At 39.2% G+C, this 18,129-nt stretch carries 20 protein-coding genes and 1 tRNA gene; 12 read left to right on the forward strand and 9 right to left on the reverse strand.

Features of this window, described 5'->3' with window-relative positions:
- Positions 1-152: 152 nt before the first annotated feature.
- The 4 genes from F902_RS09985 to F902_RS10000 all read right to left on the reverse strand — a co-directional run bounded on the left by F902_RS09985 (position 153) and on the right by F902_RS10000 (position 5,148).
- Entirely contained in the window at positions 153-1,166 is a 1,014-nt protein-coding gene (locus tag F902_RS09985; RefSeq protein ID WP_005203131.1) for a fimbrial protein, read from the reverse strand.
- Complete coding sequence (locus F902_RS09990) at positions 1,163-3,736, reverse strand: fimbria/pilus outer membrane usher protein (protein ID WP_005203132.1); 2,574 nt, start codon at positions 3,734-3,736, stop codon at positions 1,163-1,165. Before F902_RS09990 ends, F902_RS09985 begins: the two co-directional genes overlap by 4 nt.
- Positions 3,737-3,802: 66 nt before the next feature.
- On the reverse strand, positions 3,803-4,534 hold the full coding sequence (locus F902_RS09995) for a fimbrial biogenesis chaperone (RefSeq protein ID WP_004807790.1): 732 nt from the start codon (positions 4,532-4,534) through the stop codon (positions 3,803-3,805).
- Positions 4,535-4,614: 80 nt separating this feature from the next.
- Positions 4,615-5,148 carry a fimbrial protein gene (locus tag F902_RS10000; protein ID WP_004653088.1) on the reverse strand — a complete coding sequence of 178 codons (534 nt, stop codon included), beginning with the start codon at positions 5,146-5,148 and terminating at the stop codon, positions 4,615-4,617.
- Between the two features lie 489 nt (positions 5,149-5,637).
- On the opposite strand from F902_RS10000, the gene F902_RS10005 reads away from it, so the two are divergent.
- Positions 5,638-5,985, forward strand: coding sequence for a hypothetical protein (locus tag F902_RS10005; protein ID WP_004807786.1), 348 nt, complete (start codon positions 5,638-5,640; stop codon positions 5,983-5,985).
- A gap of 132 nt (positions 5,986-6,117) precedes the next feature.
- Positions 6,118-6,330: a hypothetical protein gene (locus tag F902_RS10010; RefSeq protein ID WP_005203133.1), complete on the forward strand. Its 213-nt coding sequence runs from the start codon at positions 6,118-6,120 to the stop codon at positions 6,328-6,330.
- Between the two features lie 43 nt (positions 6,331-6,373).
- Here F902_RS10010 and bioB read toward each other — a convergent pair whose 3' ends face one another.
- Together bioB and queG are read right to left on the reverse strand one after the other, a co-directional pair.
- Complete coding sequence (bioB, locus tag F902_RS10015) at positions 6,374-7,363, reverse strand: biotin synthase BioB (RefSeq protein ID WP_005203134.1); 990 nt, start codon at positions 7,361-7,363, stop codon at positions 6,374-6,376.
- A 91-nt stretch (positions 7,364-7,454) separates the two neighbouring features.
- Positions 7,455-8,579: a tRNA epoxyqueuosine(34) reductase QueG gene (queG, locus tag F902_RS10020; protein ID WP_005203135.1), complete on the reverse strand. Its 1,125-nt coding sequence runs from the start codon at positions 8,577-8,579 to the stop codon at positions 7,455-7,457.
- A gap of 23 nt (positions 8,580-8,602) precedes the next feature.
- Here queG and F902_RS10025 point away from each other — a divergent pair, with 23 nt between their 5' ends.
- A complete protein-coding gene (locus F902_RS10025; RefSeq protein ID WP_005203136.1) occupies positions 8,603-10,096 on the forward strand; it encodes a bifunctional ADP-dependent NAD(P)H-hydrate dehydratase/NAD(P)H-hydrate epimerase in 1,494 nt (497 codons plus the stop codon).
- Here the strand turns inward: F902_RS10025 and ruvC are convergent.
- The gene (ruvC, locus tag F902_RS10030) at positions 10,093-10,638 is read right to left on the reverse strand and encodes a crossover junction endodeoxyribonuclease RuvC (RefSeq protein WP_004807778.1); all 546 of its coding nucleotides are present in this window, start codon (positions 10,636-10,638) and stop codon (positions 10,093-10,095) included. The genes F902_RS10025 and ruvC overlap by 4 nt on opposite strands.
- 297 nt (positions 10,639-10,935) lie before the next feature.
- Here ruvC and F902_RS10035 point away from each other — a divergent pair.
- From F902_RS10035 to F902_RS10065, 8 genes are all read left to right on the forward strand, one after another.
- Positions 10,936-11,012 (forward strand) — tRNA-Met (locus tag F902_RS10035).
- A 184-nt stretch (positions 11,013-11,196) separates the two neighbouring features.
- Positions 11,197-11,430: a hypothetical protein gene (locus F902_RS10040; protein ID WP_004807776.1), complete on the forward strand. Its 234-nt coding sequence runs from the start codon at positions 11,197-11,199 to the stop codon at positions 11,428-11,430.
- 110 nt (positions 11,431-11,540) lie between these two features.
- Positions 11,541-11,750, forward strand: a complete 210-nt coding sequence (locus F902_RS10045; protein ID WP_004653101.1) for a cold-shock protein — start codon at positions 11,541-11,543, stop codon at positions 11,748-11,750.
- Between the two features lie 457 nt (positions 11,751-12,207).
- On the forward strand, positions 12,208-12,420 hold the full coding sequence (locus F902_RS10050; RefSeq protein WP_004807774.1) for a cold-shock protein: 213 nt from the start codon (positions 12,208-12,210) through the stop codon (positions 12,418-12,420).
- A 600-nt stretch (positions 12,421-13,020) separates the two neighbouring features.
- Complete coding sequence (locus F902_RS10055) at positions 13,021-14,439, forward strand: NAD(P)/FAD-dependent oxidoreductase (RefSeq protein WP_005203139.1); 1,419 nt, start codon at positions 13,021-13,023, stop codon at positions 14,437-14,439.
- A gap of 167 nt (positions 14,440-14,606) precedes the next feature.
- A complete protein-coding gene (locus tag F902_RS22630; protein WP_005203143.1) occupies positions 14,607-14,768 on the forward strand; it encodes a hypothetical protein in 162 nt (53 codons plus the stop codon).
- 164 nt (positions 14,769-14,932) lie between these two features.
- Complete coding sequence (locus F902_RS10060) at positions 14,933-15,367, forward strand: putative hemolysin (protein ID WP_026057544.1); 435 nt, start codon at positions 14,933-14,935, stop codon at positions 15,365-15,367.
- Between the two features lie 186 nt (positions 15,368-15,553).
- Positions 15,554-16,117, forward strand: coding sequence for an FxsA family protein (locus tag F902_RS10065; protein ID WP_005203146.1), 564 nt, complete (start codon positions 15,554-15,556; stop codon positions 16,115-16,117).
- A gap of 46 nt (positions 16,118-16,163) precedes the next feature.
- Here F902_RS10065 and F902_RS10070 read toward each other — a convergent pair whose 3' ends face one another.
- Complete coding sequence (locus F902_RS10070; protein WP_004807762.1) at positions 16,164-16,349, reverse strand: hypothetical protein; 186 nt, start codon at positions 16,347-16,349, stop codon at positions 16,164-16,166.
- A gap of 241 nt (positions 16,350-16,590) precedes the next feature.
- Between F902_RS10070 and F902_RS10075 the strand changes: the two genes are divergently transcribed.
- Positions 16,591-16,848: a hypothetical protein gene (locus F902_RS10075; protein ID WP_004807761.1), complete on the forward strand. Its 258-nt coding sequence runs from the start codon at positions 16,591-16,593 to the stop codon at positions 16,846-16,848.
- 58 nt (positions 16,849-16,906) lie between these two features.
- Here F902_RS10075 and metK read toward each other — a convergent pair whose 3' ends face one another.
- Entirely contained in the window at positions 16,907-18,073 is a 1,167-nt protein-coding gene (gene metK / locus F902_RS10080; RefSeq protein ID WP_004653111.1) for a methionine adenosyltransferase, read from the reverse strand.
- Positions 18,074-18,129: the final 56 nt, after the last annotated feature.

An 18,129-nucleotide genomic window follows, 5' to 3' on the forward strand; every position in this document is an offset into this window, starting at 1 on the left:
GATTGTTCCTCTGGTGTGTTATTTACGGTTTTTATCAAAAAATAAGTGCGAGTAGTTTTGAGGTTATTAGTTTTTAAATTAATAACTTAATTATATTTTTTAAGTTTTTTATAAAAAAAGACCTCTCGTTTGGGAAGAGGTCTTATAAAAAGTTAATCGTATTGGATCGTTACAGTAGCCATAGCGCGGACTTTACCTGCAGTGACATTGGCTGCAGTTTGATAATAGCGAGCGGTTAGCGGAACATTGTATTGAACAGTTTGGTTCGATTTTACTGTTCCTAGTTCTAACTTATCACCTAGACCAATAACCTGGTTTTTACTTTGATAATTCGATACAAGCTGTACGCCAACACCATTTGCTTTAGTCGAATTTGGTTCAAGATTTTTTAAAACTTGAGTGTTATTACCTTCTTGTTGATAGTCAAAGGTCAAACTAATCAGGTTTTTTTCTTCATAACCGGTTGGATTTTCACCGCCATTACAAAGGATATTGAGCTCAAAAGATTGCTCACCTTGAGTAGAACCAATTCCTTTAAAGCCTGATTTCATGACTGTTGGAAGTTGTACCGCCTTATTAATAGCACCTCTCCATTCACAAGAAGAAGATGCAATCGTAATTGCGTTACCGTAAACCGTGCTGGTTAAGAAGGGGCGATCGCTTCGGTTTCCAGCATAATAGGTGCTATAAACACCTGGAACTAATGTTCCTGAACCTGTATTTTCTGCTGTTTTCACAATCTCAACAACAAAATAGCCTTCGGCAAGGCGAATATTCGTACTTGGTACAGATCGGGTATAAGGGTAATATCCAGAAAAATTCGTTGCGTTAAAAGCTTCTCGATAAAGACGAATTCCAATCCCAGGGATATTGGTTGAATAGATATTATCGCCAAGTGGACTAATTGCGTAGTTTTGTAATAATCGCGCAACCATCATATCGCTACGATTACAACTATATGTCGTATTGTCCCTAGGACGAATCTCAAAAAGAGATTTAACCAAGATTTTACCAACGGGGTCACTTGGTCGAACCACGACACGTCCAACTTGCATAGAGACATCAATCGTAGTGAAGCCCGGGCTCGTTGAACAAGCAGCTTGAGCTGCTGTATTCACACCAAAGCCTGCCGCAATTAATACACTGCTTAAAAGTAATTTTTTCATTTGCATACGGCCTCAGTCATGATCATGCTTTGCTGATCGTTAGAAAGTTGTGCTGTAACATCATAACTGAAGTGGCACTGTTCATTGGCTTCATCGCCCCATTTTACATACAAATCACCTTTTGGCTCTTGCGTACGTAAATACACCATACTGCCTTGAGCAACAATACCAACTGATTCATCTTTGGTATTAAACACTTGTGCTGCAAATGGCAAACTGCCGCCCGTTGCTGTTTTGGTGTTGATGTAGATGGCATAACCTTTTTTGGTCGAGAAATCAACTTTTGCAATCGCACCTGCAAATGGCGCAATACGTTGGCTGGTTTCTTCTAATTCAACATTGGTCGACATTTCTTGTGGGTCAAGTGTGATGTCATTTAAACGGTATGGTGTTACATAAGGAATCACAGCATAACCAGATTTATTCACACTGAGGCCAACGGTATTGTTGACTTTGGCACCTGCTGCATCTGGTGCATAGACCAGTACCATGGTTTGACCTTGTTCTGGGCCAAACAAAATGCCTTTTTCATGTGCAACAATACTACCACTCATACTAACCATCGCTTGTTGATATGAATCAGCGATACTATAAGAACCACCCACTGTCGCAAAGTTGGTACGATAACGGCTGTTAACGTTAAAGCTTGGGTTCTGTCTGTCTTGGTGAGATACCGAAGCACCGTAGTTAAAGCGATCACCGACCATGCCGCTCATACCAACGGTGCGGCTGTTTTCAGAAGCGGTAGCGTTGACGTTAACAGCGCTCTTTCTAAAGTTAATTGGGAAAGAGAGGGTCATCAAATATTCAGTATCACGAGTTTGATTATTTGAACCATATTCGATCTGACGATTGGTCGCAGAAAGGCCATAGGTTAAGCCATGATAATTGTTGCTATAACCTACTTGGTATTGGCGACTGGTCTCATTACGATTCCAGTAATCGTTCCATGAACCGACCATATAAATATTACCCCAACCCTCAGGCAAACCTTGGTTCAAGGTAATTTGGAATTCACTACGCTGTTTGCCCACAGCAAAGGTATTCACACCTTTATCTTCAAGATCACGAATAAGTAGGGCATCACGTAACTTATAATAGTTTTCTGTTGAATAACGATATGCTGCCAAGGTTAAGTTGGTATTGGTCGGTGAAATGAGTTTGCTATAACTCAAACGGAAACTTTGACCCGATTGAGAACCTTGTTTGTCAAAATCTGTATTTGATTGGGTAACGTCAAAAGACACCGCACCAATAGGCGTTGCAACGGCAGCACCTAATAATAGGGCACTATAGTCTTCAGCCAATTGAAAGCCAGTATAACCTGTCAAATAGTTATTAATACCGCGTTGGTATTTACCCTGCGTGACCCAAGGCGTTAAATCAATATCACGGTCGCGGAATTCACCTGCAGTGACTGAGTAACGGCTTAATCCAGGACGGAGCATTTGCACGACAGATGCATAAGGAACGGCAAGCTTCTGAATTTCACCATTCGATTCAATAATCGAAACCTCAAGCTCACCACCAAACCCTGTAGGGTAGAGATCATTAATTTCAAAGCTACCCGGTGCAACCGTAGTTTGGTAAATCAATTGACCTTGTTGGCGAACTTCTACTTTCGCATTGGTTTTTGCATTACCACGAATACGGGGGGCATAGCCGAGCATACTATTTGGCAGCATGCGATCATCGCTAGAAAAATCTAAACCGCGGTAACCGAATGAGTCAAATAACTCACCATTGGTAAAGCTATCGCCTAAGGTTAAAACGCCACGATATTGAGGAAAAGCACGCTGTAAATAAGTACTGGTAGACTCGTAGTTAGATTTCTTTTTGTTATTTGGATCTAGTTCACTTTGAGCACCATCTTGCCATTGCCACTGACCGTTGTGGCGTAATTGCCAGCCAGCAATGTTTGCACCAGCAGTAATCGCCATAAAGGCATTGGTGGTTTCATTATTGTCATTTAAGCGATTAAAGGTTTTATAGGCACTACCGCTATAAGATAAAAATCCAGCATTAACTCCACGATCCCAAATACTTGGATCAACATAGCCTTGCGCATTTTTTTGTAATGCAATTTGTGGAATAGAAATGTCGACACGCAGGCGTGAGGTATCGAAATCGTAATAGGCGTTTTCGATCCATTCTTCGATTTTGTAACAACCATTCGGCGCAGCAGATTCTGTACGGTTAACCAGAACTTCTTGTTTTACGCCGTATTCAAGCAATGAGCTTGAAGTGAAACAGGTAAAGGCATTTTGGTTTTGTTCTGCCGAACGAAACATCATTCTTCTTTTGCCAAACCAGTTACCATTGATATAAACGTCAACGTTATATTCCCCAGGTAAAACGGGGTTCCCATATTTAAAACGAGAGATATCTACTTTTTGGGCGTCACCGATTAAAAAAACAGAGTCAAATTCTGCTTCCATTGGTGCAGCTTTTTCTGCTGTCTGTTCTACTGCATAAACAGCCATAGGCATCGTGATTGTGACTACCCCAGAAGTAAGGTAATAACAGATACGACGCTTCAAGAATTTAGCTGTTGCATTTTTCTTTGACATAATCGGTTCGCCTATTCAATGATAGGTACAAAATCATTTATTGATTGGAAATAAATTTGTTTGTTATTAAAGCTTGATCTGGTGTTCGATACGACCACCGTAATCATTGATGCTTACATAGCTCAATTTTTCAGTACTCCCAGTTTTCAATTGGATTTTGTCCTCTGAAAAAGGTGAGAGCATTAGACCTTTAGGCAGTAGGTCAACTGGCTTTCCTGCATTTTGCTGATACACCGCAGTCATAGTGACGTGAAATGGTGTTGGGTTTTTTACGATTAAAGTTTGTCCGCTTTTCGCCCATTGTAATTTTTCACCAGCGAGATTGGCATCAGCTTTGATGCTGGCTGGACGATAGAAAAACTTAATGCGTGAACGAATTGCGAGCTGTAAAAAATTATCAGGAATAGCATCTTTACTGTTTGCAGTTGGTCTTGGTGGAATATCCAAAACATTCAACCAAAAAACAGTTTCTTGTTTTTGATTTAACTGAGCCGCATTAGGTAATGCAGTAATACGAAGCGATTGACTCTTCGTTGGGTCTACACGCGAAATTGGAGGGGTAATCATAAACGGAACTTTAGACTGATCCGGTGTACTTTTAGCATCACCTTCATCAATCCATGCTTGAACAAGCGATGGCTTAGAACCATTGTTACTGACTTGCAAAGTCACTTCACGAGCGTCAGATGGATAAATAACGCGAGTTCCATGCAAAATAATTTCCGCATGTGTATGACTTGCGATCAAAGCCGACGACATCGTTAAACCAAGCAAAAAATTGTAACCGTTCAGTGCCATTTAAATTTTCTCTATGATTGCGTGAAGTGTACAACTGCGAATTCCTAGAAATCTAGAAATTCGCAAAGTTTATCAATAGATTATTGATAAATAATAGTGTACTGAACTGAAGTGTTTACTTCACCAGCAGTAGACGCGCCAGTTGCATAGTATTCAGCATAGTAGTTAAGGTCAGCAGTACCGCCTTCTACAACGTCAACCCATTGCGAGTTAGCTTGAGCACCGTTGCTACCAGCAGCAAGAACTGGGATTACTTGGTTGTTGTTACCTAATAATTGAACATCAACGTTTTTAGCGCCACCAGCGTTTTGGTTAAGTAAACGGCCAGTATTGAAATCAACAGTCGCACCTGGTTCGAAGTAAGTTGCAACTTTACCTTCTGAACAGTTACCCAAGTTGATTTGGAATGGAGTACGACCAGCAACATCACCTGCGTTAGCAAGAGTTTGTTTAGAAACAGTTGGAAGTGTTACTGTAAAGTCTTTACCAGCTGGAGTCACGATGTCACAAGTTTTGTCTGTTACTAGACCATTAATTGTAATCGTTCCGTCAGCAGCTTGAGCGTTAGCAATACCTACAACTGAAAGAGCAGCGATCAAAGCAAGTTTTTTCATAATAATTTCTCGAACACATCGGCTAAAAGTTTGAATTAAAATTACTTCTCAGTTGGATTTTTGCGCTGAACAAGTAATGTGCGAAATATTTATCACTAGGTTTTATAAATGCAAACTACATCACATTTTTATGGTGTATTTCGATCTAAAATTCCGATCATAAATAAGTTATTGATATAAAGTATTTTTATTTCTGGTAAAAACAGATTTTTTAGCCTGTTTGTTTAATATTGCTTAAGACTGATTGTTTTTTCTTTTCATAAAAAAGGCCTATTTGAATATTTTTTGATCAAAAAATAAAGGAATTCACATTTTTTTGTGATCTGTATTGCAAAAATAAAAAAATAATTTAGATGAATAATCAAGTTTTTAGCGTGATTATTAAGTTTATTAACAAAAAGCTCAAAGTTCTTTTAAGAATCTTTTAAGGTTAAATCCTTAGTTTTTTAGTCATGATTAGATGAAAAAAACACCGTAAAGGAGCTTTCAATGAACATGCTTTATACCCACAAACCAAACTACTATTTCTTCGCACACAAGTTTGTTTTATTCCTAGAAAGTTATTTAAAAAGCCATGCTACGGAACAGCAAACAAGCTTTAATCTGCAGACGATCTATGATTTATTCAGCCATGATCGTGCCTCTAGTACAACTAATTTAGAAGGTATTTTAAATATTGCAGATGAATATGTGCTTGAAACAGATGAGGGTCAGCAGTCATTGATTCAGTCTTATCATGTTCATTTAGATAACCATGTGCTGACTTTAGAATTTAATGCCAAAGCTGTTGCAAGCTTAAAGGCGGGCCAAAATATCCTGAGCCCACAAGCGGCTTAAGCAATTCAAAACATATTTCAAGTTAATACACTTAGTGAGTAATGTCCTTTACTAAGTGTTTTTTTAACAAGCAGCACGAAGCTTATCTATCCGTTATGATTGAAAGATCAAGTGAAGATATAACATAGTGCTATGAATAAGGACTTTAAATCAGAAACATATACTGTTGATGAGTGTATTGCTGATACGATTGCATGGTTGATGCAACATCAAGACATTTTTGATTCATTTCATTTTGATGTGCATAGCCAAGAATTGTCAGTAACCCATGCAGCAGGTGTTGATATCATCCGTGTTGGAATGTTTTTAAATGCCAAATACGGCATTCTGGTGACATCAATTTAATCATACCTAAAAAAAGCCTTGTCAGATGACAAGGCTTTTTTATTTATGCACTCATGGCATCGACAGAGAGTTCTGCAACCGTCGGTTTTGGTTTTTCTGCAGTTAAACCTAATTTGGCAAACAAGACCTGATCTTTGCCTTCACCCGCATTTGGGGTGGTAAGGAGTTTTTCACCAGAGAAGAGTGAATTCGCACCCGCCATAAAAGCAAGTGCTTGGTCTGAGTCACTTAATGACTCGCGACCCGCTGAAAGGCGAATATAGCTATGCGGCATAATGATACGCGCAACAGCAATGGTACGAATCCACTCAGTTACATCTAATTTTTCAACATTCGCCAATGGCGTACCTTCAATCGGAACCAGCATGTTAATCGGCACTGATTCTGGATGTACTGGCATGGTTGCAAGTTCATGTAATAAGCCGATACGGTCATTACGGCTTTCACCTAAACCTACAATACCACCACTACATACTTTCATACCCGCTTGGCGAACATGATCTAAAGTATCCAAGCGGTCGTCAAACGTACGCGTACTAATGATATGTGAATAATATTCACGAGAAGTGTCTAGGTTGTGGTTGTAATAGTCTAGACCTGCATCTTTTAAGCGTTCCGCTTGAGATTGATTCAACATCCCTAAAGTCATACAGGTTTCTAGGCCCAATGCTTTGACTTCACGCACCATTTCTAGCACATAAGGCATATCACGCTCATGCGGGTTACGCCAAGCAGCTCCCATACAGAAACGCGATGAACCAGATTCTTTTGCTGCAAGTGCTTCACGAATAACTTTATCAACGGCAATACGCTTTTCTGCTTCTAACTTAGAGTCGTAACGAGCAGATTGTGAGCAATACTTACAGTCTTCAGGGCATTTACCTGTTTTGATTGAAAGTAGCGTGCTGACCTGAATCGCATTTGCTTGGAAATGCTGACGATGAACGCCTTGTGCTTGAAATACTAAGTCTAGAAAAGGTTGGTCATATAAAGCTTGGATTTCATCACGAGTCCAGTCATTACGTAAAGTCATTGTTATATCCATGATGATTGATTACAGACATTGAGATTCATCATACAGAAATCGTGCCAAAGCCAAAGGGCAAAAAACACCATTTTTCTATTCAGTGTACGTTTATTTGCTGCAATTGCTGTTGAATTGCCCAATCAATATGTACATTGACGACCTCATCGTGCAGCGTTTTTGCATCTTGCAATTGCGTCACGATCTCAGCCGAGTATGGAGCATTTCCTAGACCGATTGCAATATTACGCTTAAAGGATTGGTAGCCTGTACGGCGGATTGGGCTGCCTTCTGTATTGGCTAAGAACGTTGCTTCATCCCATTGCCAAATTTCTAATAAGCTGATGTCATCTAAGTTATGTCTTGGATCAAAATCTGGAATTGACGCTTTTTTAGCAAAGCTATTCCAAGGACAAATCAACTGGCAATCATCACAGCCAAAGATGCGGTTGCCGATACCTGATCTTAGTTCCTCAGGAATAATACCTTTATATTCAATGGTTAGATAAGCAATACACTTTCGGGCATCCAGCATATAAGGTTCAACAATCGCCTGTGTTGGGCAAATATCAATACAGGCAGTACATGAACCGCAATGTGCAGTCGCAGGTTGGTCAAAAGGCAGTTCTAGAGAAGTAAACAGTTCTCCTAAAACGAAAAAAGAGCCCGATTTTTTATGAATCAATAAGGTGTGCTTACCCGTCCATCCCATACCTGCACTTTCAGCCAGCGATTTTTCAAAAATAGGGGCCGAATCAGCAAAGGGGCGTGATTCAAAATCGCCGACTTTTTCCTTAATACGGGTCGCTAAGGTTTTAAGACGTCCACGCATGACTTTATGATAGTCACGACCACGTGCATAACGCGCAATAATGGCAGAATTTGGTTGAAATGGTACATAACGGGGCTTGGGTGATGCCACAAGATAGTTCATTCGCACACAAATAATGCTTTTTGTACCAGGAACGAGCAAGGTTGGGTCAGCCCGCTTGTCTAAGTTTTCTTCTAAATAGTGCATATCTGCATGATAACCACGTTCTAAATATTCTTTAAAACGTGGCATTTGATCTTGAGCATCTGGTTTGGCAATGACACAATCAGCAAAGCCCAAGTCTAATGCCTGTGCTTTGATCCAGTCTTTTAATGCTTGAGGGTCAAGTTGTTGCAACTTGATTTTATCAGGCGTTTTCTGAGACTGTGTTTGAGATGGTGTGCTTGAAGCCATAAAGCGATAATAAGGAGAAAAACATGCAAGCTGTAGTTTACCATAGCCGAAGTATCCAAGCATGGGAGCAGCGTTGGTTTGCTCAGCAAAACTCATCTTTAGGGCTCATGCAGCAAGCGGCTTGGACAATTACACAACAGTTAATGCAACAATTCCAGCAAAATAAAACTCAAAAGATCGCAGTTTGGTGCGGGCAGGGTAATAATGCGGGTGATGGCTATTATATTGCTGCGTTTCTTAAGCAATACGGATTTAGCATTACTGTGTTTGCAACAAAACTTGGACAATCCGTAGATTTAAAAAAAGCCGCGGAATTTGCCCAGTCTCATCAAGTCGATATTCAAAGTGTTGATTATCTTTTATCTGAAAATGCTGTCCATCAAGAAATGCCCACTTTTGATTGTCATATTGATGCCTTATTTGGCATTGGTCTCAACCGAATGCTAGATCCAAACTGGCAAGAAATTATTCAGCTGTATAATGCACAAACAGGTTTAAAAGTCTCAATCGATATCCCTAGTGGATTACAGGCCAATACAGGACAAGCTTTGCCTTGCGCAGTACAAGCCGATCAAACCTTTACGATCTTAGGCTACAAAGCAGGTTTATTTACGGGTCAGGCTAAGCAATATGTGGGGAAACTACATTTGCTGAGTTTGATTCCAGTTGACCAAGAATTAAAACCACTTGCCTATCTGTCACCCGAAAAAATCGTTTTACCCAAGCGTCAAGCCTTTGGACACAAAGGTAATTATGGGCATGTGCTTGTTGTTGGTGGTCATGCAGATATGGGCGGTGCAGTGATTATGGCGGCTGAAGCGGCGTTTCATGCAGGGGCAGGCAAAGTCAGTGTGATCTGTCATGCCAAACATCATCAAGCCATTTTGGCACGTTCACCAAATATTATGGTGCGAGACATTAATGTCTTAAATCAGCAAACCATTCAACAGCTATTAATGCAAGTTGATGCAGTCTGTTTTGGTATGGGTTTAGGACGAGATGGATGGGCAGAGCAAATATATTTACAATGGATTGTTTTACTCAAGCAAAACTCACATTTAGAGATTGTGCTTGATGCAGATGGCTTGTGGTTTCTGGCCAAGCATCCGCAACAATTAAACCACCATCACTATGCAACGCCACATTCGGGTGAGGCCGCAACGCTGTTGGGATGTACTGCTGCGGATATAGAACAAGACCGTATCGCTGCCATTCAACAGTTACAACAAAACTATGCAGGACGATGGGTGTTAAAAGGCGCGGGTAGTTTAATTTTAGAAGAACAATTATTTATTTGTACGCAGGGAAATGCGGGGATGGGCACAGGAGGTATGGGAGATGTGCTGGCAGGGATGATTGCCAGTTTAAAAGCTCAATTTCATCAACAGATTGCATTGCATGAGATCGTCAGCCTACATGCGCAGGCAGGCGATCTGCTGGCTGAAAAGGGTATGAGGGGATTACAAGCGCATGACATGGCAAAAATGATATATAAAGTCGTGAATCAAGACGTTTAACGGCGTCTACTACTGGAACGGCTACGACCGCGTGCCATACCGCCTAATGCATTGAGTACTGCCATTTTACTCATACTACCTGACGCATGAGCATGACAAATTGCAGCAGCAAGCGCATCTGCTGCATCCGCTTGAGGTTGGATGGTTAAATTAAGCAAACGCATTACCATGAGCTGAACTTGTTCTTTTTCTGCTGCGCCATAACCGACAACAGACTGCTTGATTTGACGTGCTGTGTATTCTGCGACTTGTAAATCTAGATTCACCAATGCAGCAATTGCCGCGCCACGGGCCTGACCGAGCTTAAGAGCCGAATCGGGGTTTTGTGCCATGAATACCTGTTCGACCGCTGCTTCTGTTGGACCATGAAATTTAACGATACGTTCGACACCCGCAAAAATACGTTTCAAACGTTCAGGCATTTCTTGTGTTTCAGTTCGAATGGTTCCTGCATCAACAAACCGCAGCTTATTGCCATCTTTTTCGATAATTCCGTAACCTGTTAAGCGTGAACCAGGGTCAATACCAATAATTAATGACATGCAGCACTATATAAATGAAAGGGTGATGATATTGTTACATAATGGGCTTTTTACTGCATAATATTTTTGTAGAATTTTGAATTATAATGAAATAGTTGTTTTATTGAACTAATCTTGGTTGATTTATTCAATATCTGAAAATTGAGAACTCATTTGCAAGTTTAACTCAGACACATTGAATAAGAGTGAGTTTTGATCACTTTGTGTGTAATTTAGACATTAATTGATAAATTAAGCGATTTTTATAAAAATAATTTGCATTGTGGGGAAGATGTGCGTATAAAGCTAACTCGTCGGTGCGGGATGGAGCAGTCTGGTAGCTCGTCGGGCTCATAACCCGAAGGTCGTTGGTTCAAATCCAGCTCCCGCTACCAACCGAATTAAATTAGTTATGCTCTGTGATGTATTTAACGTTACTGTCTAAAAGAATAGACAGTAATAAAGTTAGCTGAAATAACCCTAAATAAAGCTAAAAATTATTAGATTCTAGAAATGTAGCTATCCTCTCTCATCTATCTAGTGTTATAGTAAATCAAAATCGATCACTTGAGCTCAGAAATGAGTGATTTTGTGTTGAAAATTATTAATGAATGGCGTGTAGCCAAAGCCAGTAATGGCAATGAAATTTGTGTGAGAATCATCCCTTTAAAGCGTCAGCAAAATACGCTGAATGGTTTTAAATGGGTAGAAGTAGGAAAGAAGATCCTGTTGGAATCAGGTCAAGAAATTGACTTTAATTTGGACGGGAAAAGCTTTTATACGGATGTTAATCAACTTTATCGATTGACATAAATGGTTCACATACTTGTAGTATCTATTCAATAAGGATAGATTGTATTAAATCATGATGTAAAAATTTTGATTTAATTCATAAATGAACAAAGTTTAAAAGGTTTAAAGGTATGTCTGATACAGTTACTGGTACTGTTAAGTGGTTCAACGAAACTAAAGGTTTTGGTTTTATTCAAGCTGACTCTGGCGAAGATGTTTTTGCTCATTTCAGCGAAATCCAAAGCAAGGGCTTCAAAGTATTGAATGAAGGCCAACGCGTTTCGTTTGTTCTTGGTCAAGGTAAAAAAGGCCCACAAGCAACTCTAATTACTGTTATCTAATTACTTTAGACCAGTGAAAAAAAAGCTCACAACAGTGGGCTTTTTTTGTGGCTAAAACAATTTGAATTGGGTGAAATAGCGAATATTTGAGATTAAAAAAAATGAAATAATATGTTAAAAATTTATATAAAAATCATAATTTAGAATTTAGATGAAAATATTTAAATTTAAGTACCTGAAAATTAATTGAAAAAATTATTTTCTATTTATTCTTGGTCCTGAATAACGCACGGAAAAAAGACTTAGGGTGTAGGATTGATAGATAGAGATTGCGTGAAAAATGTAAAGTCGTGTATAGTGAAAGCTAACTAGAAGAATAACGCTGTTGATTCAGAAAATCTTGCATCTGATATAGTTGTAGATAAACCTTTCGTTTTATCAGATTTCCTCTCAGAGTTTATGATTCCAAGTTGCTCGCTGCTAAGCGCCCCAAATTTTTTAAAATAGGTTTAAATATATGTCTAATACTGTGACTGGTACAGTTAAGTGGTTCAACGAAACTAAGGGTTTTGGCTTTATTCATGCAGACTCTGGACAAGACGTTTTTGCTCATTTCAGCGAAATCCAAAGCAGTGGTTTCAAAGTGCTACATGAAGGTCAACGTGTGTCTTTTACAATTACTGAAGGTAAAAAAGGCCCTCAAGCAAGTGGTATTACTGTCGTTGCTTAAAACTAAGCGCGATATTTAAAAAAAGCTCACTTTGGTGGGCTTTTTTTATGTCTTGATGTAAAGCAGGCTCTTTTTTAAAATTATTTTGTATTAAGTGTCGATTTTTGTCATAAATTCACCATTTGGTTGAAAAATTGCACTAGCGAGATATACGACTTTTTGCTAATTTATTTCTATTGATTTGTTAGGCAAATTAATAAGTGTAGTACATTTAATGAGCGTTAAAGTTATGGAAAACTTGGAGCCGTATGCTCAAGGGTTTGAGCAAGAAGTTCATGTACATTGCAAGAGATCTTTAGGTACATTGTTATTCAGCTTTGTGGTATTGATTGCAACTAGCCTATAAGAGAGAAAAGCACCTTCGGGTGCTTTTTTAATTTCAATTATTGATTTTTATTGAATCACCTCATTTTTATCGTCGATGCTTGAAGATCTGGGCACATCAAATTTAATTGGTTTCATAATCTGAGTATATTGATGGAAGATTCGGCTACGGATATACCTATCAAAATTATTGAAAGATTCTGGTTTTGTTACTCAATTTTTCTGCGATAAGCTGCTTGTACTAATCGGTAAAAAATTGTTTTAGGTGAATTTAGAATGTTTGGTGATATAAAGAAACCAGCGCATTTAGATGATGTTGTTTTTAAAGAAAGTAAAGCATATAAAAATTCGAGTGAGTGGAATTGGGTTAATCCGAAACACGGTCAATTTGATCATCCTGCAAACTATTATGAGAGTTCTTTAGAGGACTGGCATTGTTTTGATGCTTTATCAGCAGATCAAGAATGTGATGTAGTTGTGATCGGTGGTGGATTGTTAGGTGCTTCAACAGCATTACATTTGGCTGAGCAGGGTGTTGATACGATTCTGGTTGAAAAGAATCGCATTGGCTCCGCAGCATCAGGTCGAAATGGTGGGCAGCTTACCCCAGGTTTGGCGCGTTGGGAAGCTGAGGAGATGATTAAGCGCTTTAGTTATGAAGATGCCAAGAGACTTTGGCATTTTATCTCTACGGAAGCAATGTCTTTAATTGATCAAATTGCTGAAAAGTATGCTGTAAATTTGGCGCGTAAACGTGGACATATTACCGCTGCGGTACATGAGGGACATTTGATTGCCTTGACTCAAGGTGCAGATGCTCGGAAGTATTTGGGTGAGGATCATACGAAAGTTGTGGGTGAGTATGAATTAAAAGAGTTGATCAAGTCCAACCTGTATAAAGGTGGTTTGGTCGATAACTTGGGTGGCCATATTCATCCATTGGCACTTAACCGTGCTTTGGCACATGGCTTCTGCAAGAATGGCGGGCGGGTGTTTGAACAAACGGAAGTGTTGTCGATCACTGAGCAAGCAGATGGAGTTTATGTGCAGACGGCATCGGGTGTGATTAAAGCACGTAAAAGTGTTGTGATTGCAGTACATCATAATGCATTTAAATTGCTTCCTGAAAAGAAACAAACAGCAATTCCATTTCATACCTATATCGCAGTTACGGCGCCATTAGAGATGCCAATTACTGAATTATTACCACACGATCATCCTGTCTACGATACGCAATTACAGATTGATTATTATCGTGGTGTTTCTAAGAATAGATTGCTTTTTGGTGGGCAAGGTACAGGCACAAGTTGGTCTGCCGCCAAAATGAATCAATATTTATTGGGCCGAATTAATAAAGTTTTTCCGCAGCTTGAAAATGTCGAAATGGACTTTTGCTGGAGTGGTGTCAGTGATTTGACTATGAATGGCGCAACTGATAATCGAAAATTTGGCAATAAATTTCCAATTTATGCGGTACATGGCTGGAGTGGGCATGGTGTGGCGCAAACTGTCCGTATAGGTAAAGCAATTGCAGATGATTTTTCAGCTAAGAACACCGATTATGCAATGCTCACTAAAATTCAGCACAACGATATTTTATTTGGTCGTTTATTGGCGCCCTTAGCGATTCCAATGTCAAAAGGTTGGTATGGTGTTACTGGAATGCTCAATCCTGGCAAAATGGTTTCGTTTTAATATTCGATTTTCTTCATTTCTAATAAAAATGTCTCCACCTTGTGAGACATTTTTTATGTTTCTTAAGCTTGAAAGATGAGTGGTGTATAAATGACTTATTCGACTTCAATTTGTTCTATATATGAATAAATATAATATGTTAGGCTAAATAAAAAAGGATGAAGTCCATGGATATTATACAAGTTAAAGATTTTTCAGCGGCAACGGGGTATACGCAAGCTCTTATGGCAATGGATGAGTGGGTGGATACACGACCTTACTTTTATATTATCAAAGAGCATTACTTGATTGATCAGGCTATTCGGTTGGAATACATCATTATTCAATAAGCGTATCTTTATTCTATTGGATAAGTTTGTGAATGAAAAAGTATGGGTTACATCCTTATGCAGCCCATGCTTTTTTGCGTAAGTTCTTTTTGTTTCAAATCATAGACATAATAATCGACATTATTTTGTTATCTTTGCCTTTTCACTTTATCAGAATTCAAATTATGAAAAAGATCTTACTCTTAGGTGCAATTGTAGCCTCATTGGCGGCGTGTTCAGCAACACCAAATAAAGATATGACCCCGCCAAAAATTGGTATGGCGAACCCTGCAAGCAAATATTGCGTAGAGCAAGGTGGTCAGTTGGAAATTAAGAATGAAGCCAATGGTCAGGTTGGATACTGTAATTTACCAAATGGACAGGTGGTTGAAGAGTGGGAGTTGTTCCGCGCAAGTCAGCCAAAATGCCTAGCAGATGAAGCGACAAAGTTAATTGGTCAGTCTGGATTAAGCGAAGATCAAATCAAACAAAAAACTAAGTCTGAGATTGTTCGCAGTGTAGGACCAAATCAGCCTGTCACTATGGATTATCGTGAAAATCGTGTAACAGTAACGATTGATCCGCAGTCTAAGAAGATTATCCAAGCAACTTGTGGCTAATCGATAGAAATTATTGAGGCTCTCAATTAGATTAAATTTAATTGGGAGCTTTTTTATACAAGCTATCATATCAGACTTGATAAATTGAGAAATGTACCCATCAATTACTTTATTGAGTTTATTTTATTTGTTGTGTCAGGATTGATTCTTCAAGATTGCACAAGGTTTTAATTTTCGAGATTTGACATGAATCTACTTCTTATCGTGGTATTTGGCACAATTGCCGAAGTTTTAGTTTGGATTGGCGTGGGTGACCTCGTTGGAAGTATGTGGTATGTCTTTTTCTGGTTCATTATCGCATTCTTCATTGGCTTGAATATGGTTCGTTCAAGTACATCGAGCATTATGCCTCAATTGCAGCAAATGCAGATGACAGGCCAATTAGGTGCTGATCCAGCGGTCACCAAGAAATTAGCACTGGCGATGTCTGGTTTTCTATTGATGGTTCCCGGTTTAATTTCTGATGTATTGGCAGTGTTGGTTTTAATTCCACCTGTTCAAACGGCGTTTCGTAATGCACTGATGAAAACGATGGCCAAACGTCAGCAAGCCATGATGGATAAAATGATGGGAGGTATGGGCGCTGGTGGTGCTACAGGACAGAATCCATTTGCTGATCTAATGCGCCAAATGCAGGACATGCAAAATCAGCAAGGTGGTGGTCAATATCGAGACTCAACCATTATTGATGGCGAAGCGCGTGAAGTAAAACCTGATCAAAAGAAAATTGAGTTTAAAGACGTGAACTGATTCAGTTCTATGTAGATAAAAAGGCACACCAATAGCGTGTGCTTTTTTATGTCTTATCTTTTTGTTCTTGTGGATTCTGAGCTGGTTCTGGGGTGGCAGGCAGATCGGCTTCTTTATTTTGTGGCTGATAGTGGCTAGGTTGAAGGGTTGTTATCTCATTTTCTGACTGTTTATATTTACGGCTGCGATTTGCACGTTCTCGAAATCCACCTTTATTAATTAATTCGGTCATGATGTATTCCACAGTTTCAAAAGATTATTTTATCAAATTATGTGAAAGATCAAAATAATATTAAGAACTTAAAGATTTGTTTAAAATCGAGATTCTAATCAAATTGTCATAAAAAATTGTTAATTTGAATGAATAGGTCAGAAAACTAGATTGAATTCTCAGTTTTTTTTTCATAGGATAAAAGTGCGACATTTGAAATTGTTGTAAAAAGAAAATAAAAAATAAGTGGTAGGAGGAATTAATGATGTTATATCAATATCATTGTGCATGTTGTGACAAGGTTGTTGCATCAACTGATAAAGAGTGTCCACATTGTGGCTCTCATCATATCCGTAGTCCGTATGGCTTATGGATGTTCTGTGTTGCCGCATGTCTAGCCGTTGTCGTTGTTATCAAGCTTGCGCATTTGTATACGCAACATCATCAAGAAGATCAGCCCGTTCAAAGCAATTCACTATTTGAGATGTTTAAGCAAGATAATACAGATTCTGCTAAATAATTTGGGGTAAATAAAAAAGCTCGCATTTGCGAGCTTTTTTATAGAAGAGCACTATGGATTACAATCCAGCTGCATCTTTAAGGATTTCAACTTTATCTGTTTTTTCCCAAGTAAAGGCAGAGTCTGAACCTTCGCGGCCAAAGTGGCCATAAGCTGCAGTTTGCTTATACATCGGTTGAATCAGGTTCAACATACGTGTAATACCATACGGGCGTAAGTCAAAGTGTTCACGTACAAGTTGAATAATCAACTCATCTGATACTTTACCTGTATTGAACGTATTAATAGAGATCGATGTTGGCTCTGCTACACCGATTGCATAACTTACTTGGATTTCACATTTATCTGCTAAACCAGCAGCAACAATGTTTTTTGCCACATAACGACCAGCATAAGCAGCAGAACGGTCAACTTTCGATGGATCTTTACCAGAGAAAGCACCACCACCATGACGTGCCATACCGCCATAAGTATCTACAATAATCTTACGACCAGTTAAACCACAGTCACCTACAGGGCCGCCAATTACAAACATACCTGTTGGGTTGATATGGAATTTAGTGCCTGCATGGAACATTTCAGCTGGGATGATCGGCTTAACGATCTCTTCAATAATCGCTTCTTTAAGCTGAATTTGAGAGATCTCAGGATCGTGTTGTGTTGATAATACAACTGCATCCAAACGAACAGGTTTGCCATTTTCATAAGCAAATGTCACTTGGCTTTTCGCATCTGGGCGTAACCACGGTAATGTACCTGAACGACGTAATTCTGCTTGACGCTCCATTAAACGGTGCGCATAAGAGATAGGAGCAGGCATGAGAACATCAGTCTCACGGCTTGCATAACCAAACATTAAACCTTGGTCGCCAGCACCTTGATCTTCTGGCTTTTGGCGGTCAACACCTTGTGCAATCTCAGGAGATTGTTTACCGATCATGTTGATGACGGCACAGGTAGAACCATCAAAACCTAAATCAGAATGGTGATAGCCAATACCATTTACGGTTTGACGTACAATCGCTTCAAAGTCCACATTTGCTGTTGTTGTGATTTCACCAGCAAGAACAACCGCACCTGTTTTTACTAATGTTTCACAAGCGACACGCGCATACGGGTCTTCTTTTAGGATTGCATCTAAAATTGCATCGCTAATTTGGTCAGCCATTTTGTCTGGATGACCTTCGCTTACAGATTCTGAAGTAAAAACAGCATACTCGCGCATGAACGTCCTATCATTGGTATTTTCAAAAAGACAGAGTATGTTACATCGACTTGACG

Source organism: Acinetobacter higginsii, assembly GCF_000369525.1.
Lineage (GTDB): Bacteria > Pseudomonadota > Gammaproteobacteria > Pseudomonadales > Moraxellaceae > Acinetobacter > Acinetobacter higginsii.

Bases quoted from the DNA above. Each gene is read 5' to 3' on its own strand.
- F902_RS09985 (WP_005203131.1), bottom strand. From the start codon at position 1,166: ATGAAAAAATTACTTTTAAGCAGTGTATTAATTGCGGCAGGCTTTGGT.
- F902_RS09990 (WP_005203132.1), bottom strand. From the start codon at position 3,736: ATGTCAAAGAAAAATGCAACAGCTAAATTCTTGAAGCGTCGTATCTGT.
- F902_RS09995 (WP_004807790.1), bottom strand. From the start codon at position 4,534: ATGGCACTGAACGGTTACAATTTTTTGCTTGGTTTAACGATGTCGTCG.
- F902_RS10000 (WP_004653088.1), bottom strand. From the start codon at position 5,148: ATGAAAAAACTTGCTTTGATCGCTGCTCTTTCAGTTGTAGGTATTGCT.
- F902_RS10005 (WP_004807786.1), top strand. From the start codon at position 5,638: ATGAACATGCTTTATACCCACAAACCAAACTACTATTTCTTCGCACAC.
- F902_RS10010 (WP_005203133.1), top strand. From the start codon at position 6,118: ATGAATAAGGACTTTAAATCAGAAACATATACTGTTGATGAGTGTATT.
- bioB (WP_005203134.1), bottom strand. From the start codon at position 7,363: ATGACTTTACGTAATGACTGGACTCGTGATGAAATCCAAGCTTTATAT.
- queG (WP_005203135.1), bottom strand. From the start codon at position 8,579: ATGGCTTCAAGCACACCATCTCAAACACAGTCTCAGAAAACGCCTGAT.
- F902_RS10025 (WP_005203136.1), top strand. From the start codon at position 8,603: ATGCAAGCTGTAGTTTACCATAGCCGAAGTATCCAAGCATGGGAGCAG.
- ruvC (WP_004807778.1), bottom strand. From the start codon at position 10,638: ATGTCATTAATTATTGGTATTGACCCTGGTTCACGCTTAACAGGTTAC.
- F902_RS10040 (WP_004807776.1), top strand. From the start codon at position 11,197: ATGAGTGATTTTGTGTTGAAAATTATTAATGAATGGCGTGTAGCCAAA.
- F902_RS10045 (WP_004653101.1), top strand. From the start codon at position 11,541: ATGTCTGATACAGTTACTGGTACTGTTAAGTGGTTCAACGAAACTAAA.
- F902_RS10050 (WP_004807774.1), top strand. From the start codon at position 12,208: ATGTCTAATACTGTGACTGGTACAGTTAAGTGGTTCAACGAAACTAAG.
- F902_RS10055 (WP_005203139.1), top strand. From the start codon at position 13,021: ATGTTTGGTGATATAAAGAAACCAGCGCATTTAGATGATGTTGTTTTT.
- F902_RS22630 (WP_005203143.1), top strand. From the start codon at position 14,607: ATGGATATTATACAAGTTAAAGATTTTTCAGCGGCAACGGGGTATACG.
- F902_RS10060 (WP_026057544.1), top strand. From the start codon at position 14,933: ATGAAAAAGATCTTACTCTTAGGTGCAATTGTAGCCTCATTGGCGGCG.
- F902_RS10065 (WP_005203146.1), top strand. From the start codon at position 15,554: ATGAATCTACTTCTTATCGTGGTATTTGGCACAATTGCCGAAGTTTTA.
- F902_RS10070 (WP_004807762.1), bottom strand. From the start codon at position 16,349: ATGACCGAATTAATTAATAAAGGTGGATTTCGAGAACGTGCAAATCGC.
- F902_RS10075 (WP_004807761.1), top strand. From the start codon at position 16,591: ATGATGTTATATCAATATCATTGTGCATGTTGTGACAAGGTTGTTGCA.
- metK (WP_004653111.1), bottom strand. From the start codon at position 18,073: ATGCGCGAGTATGCTGTTTTTACTTCAGAATCTGTAAGCGAAGGTCAT.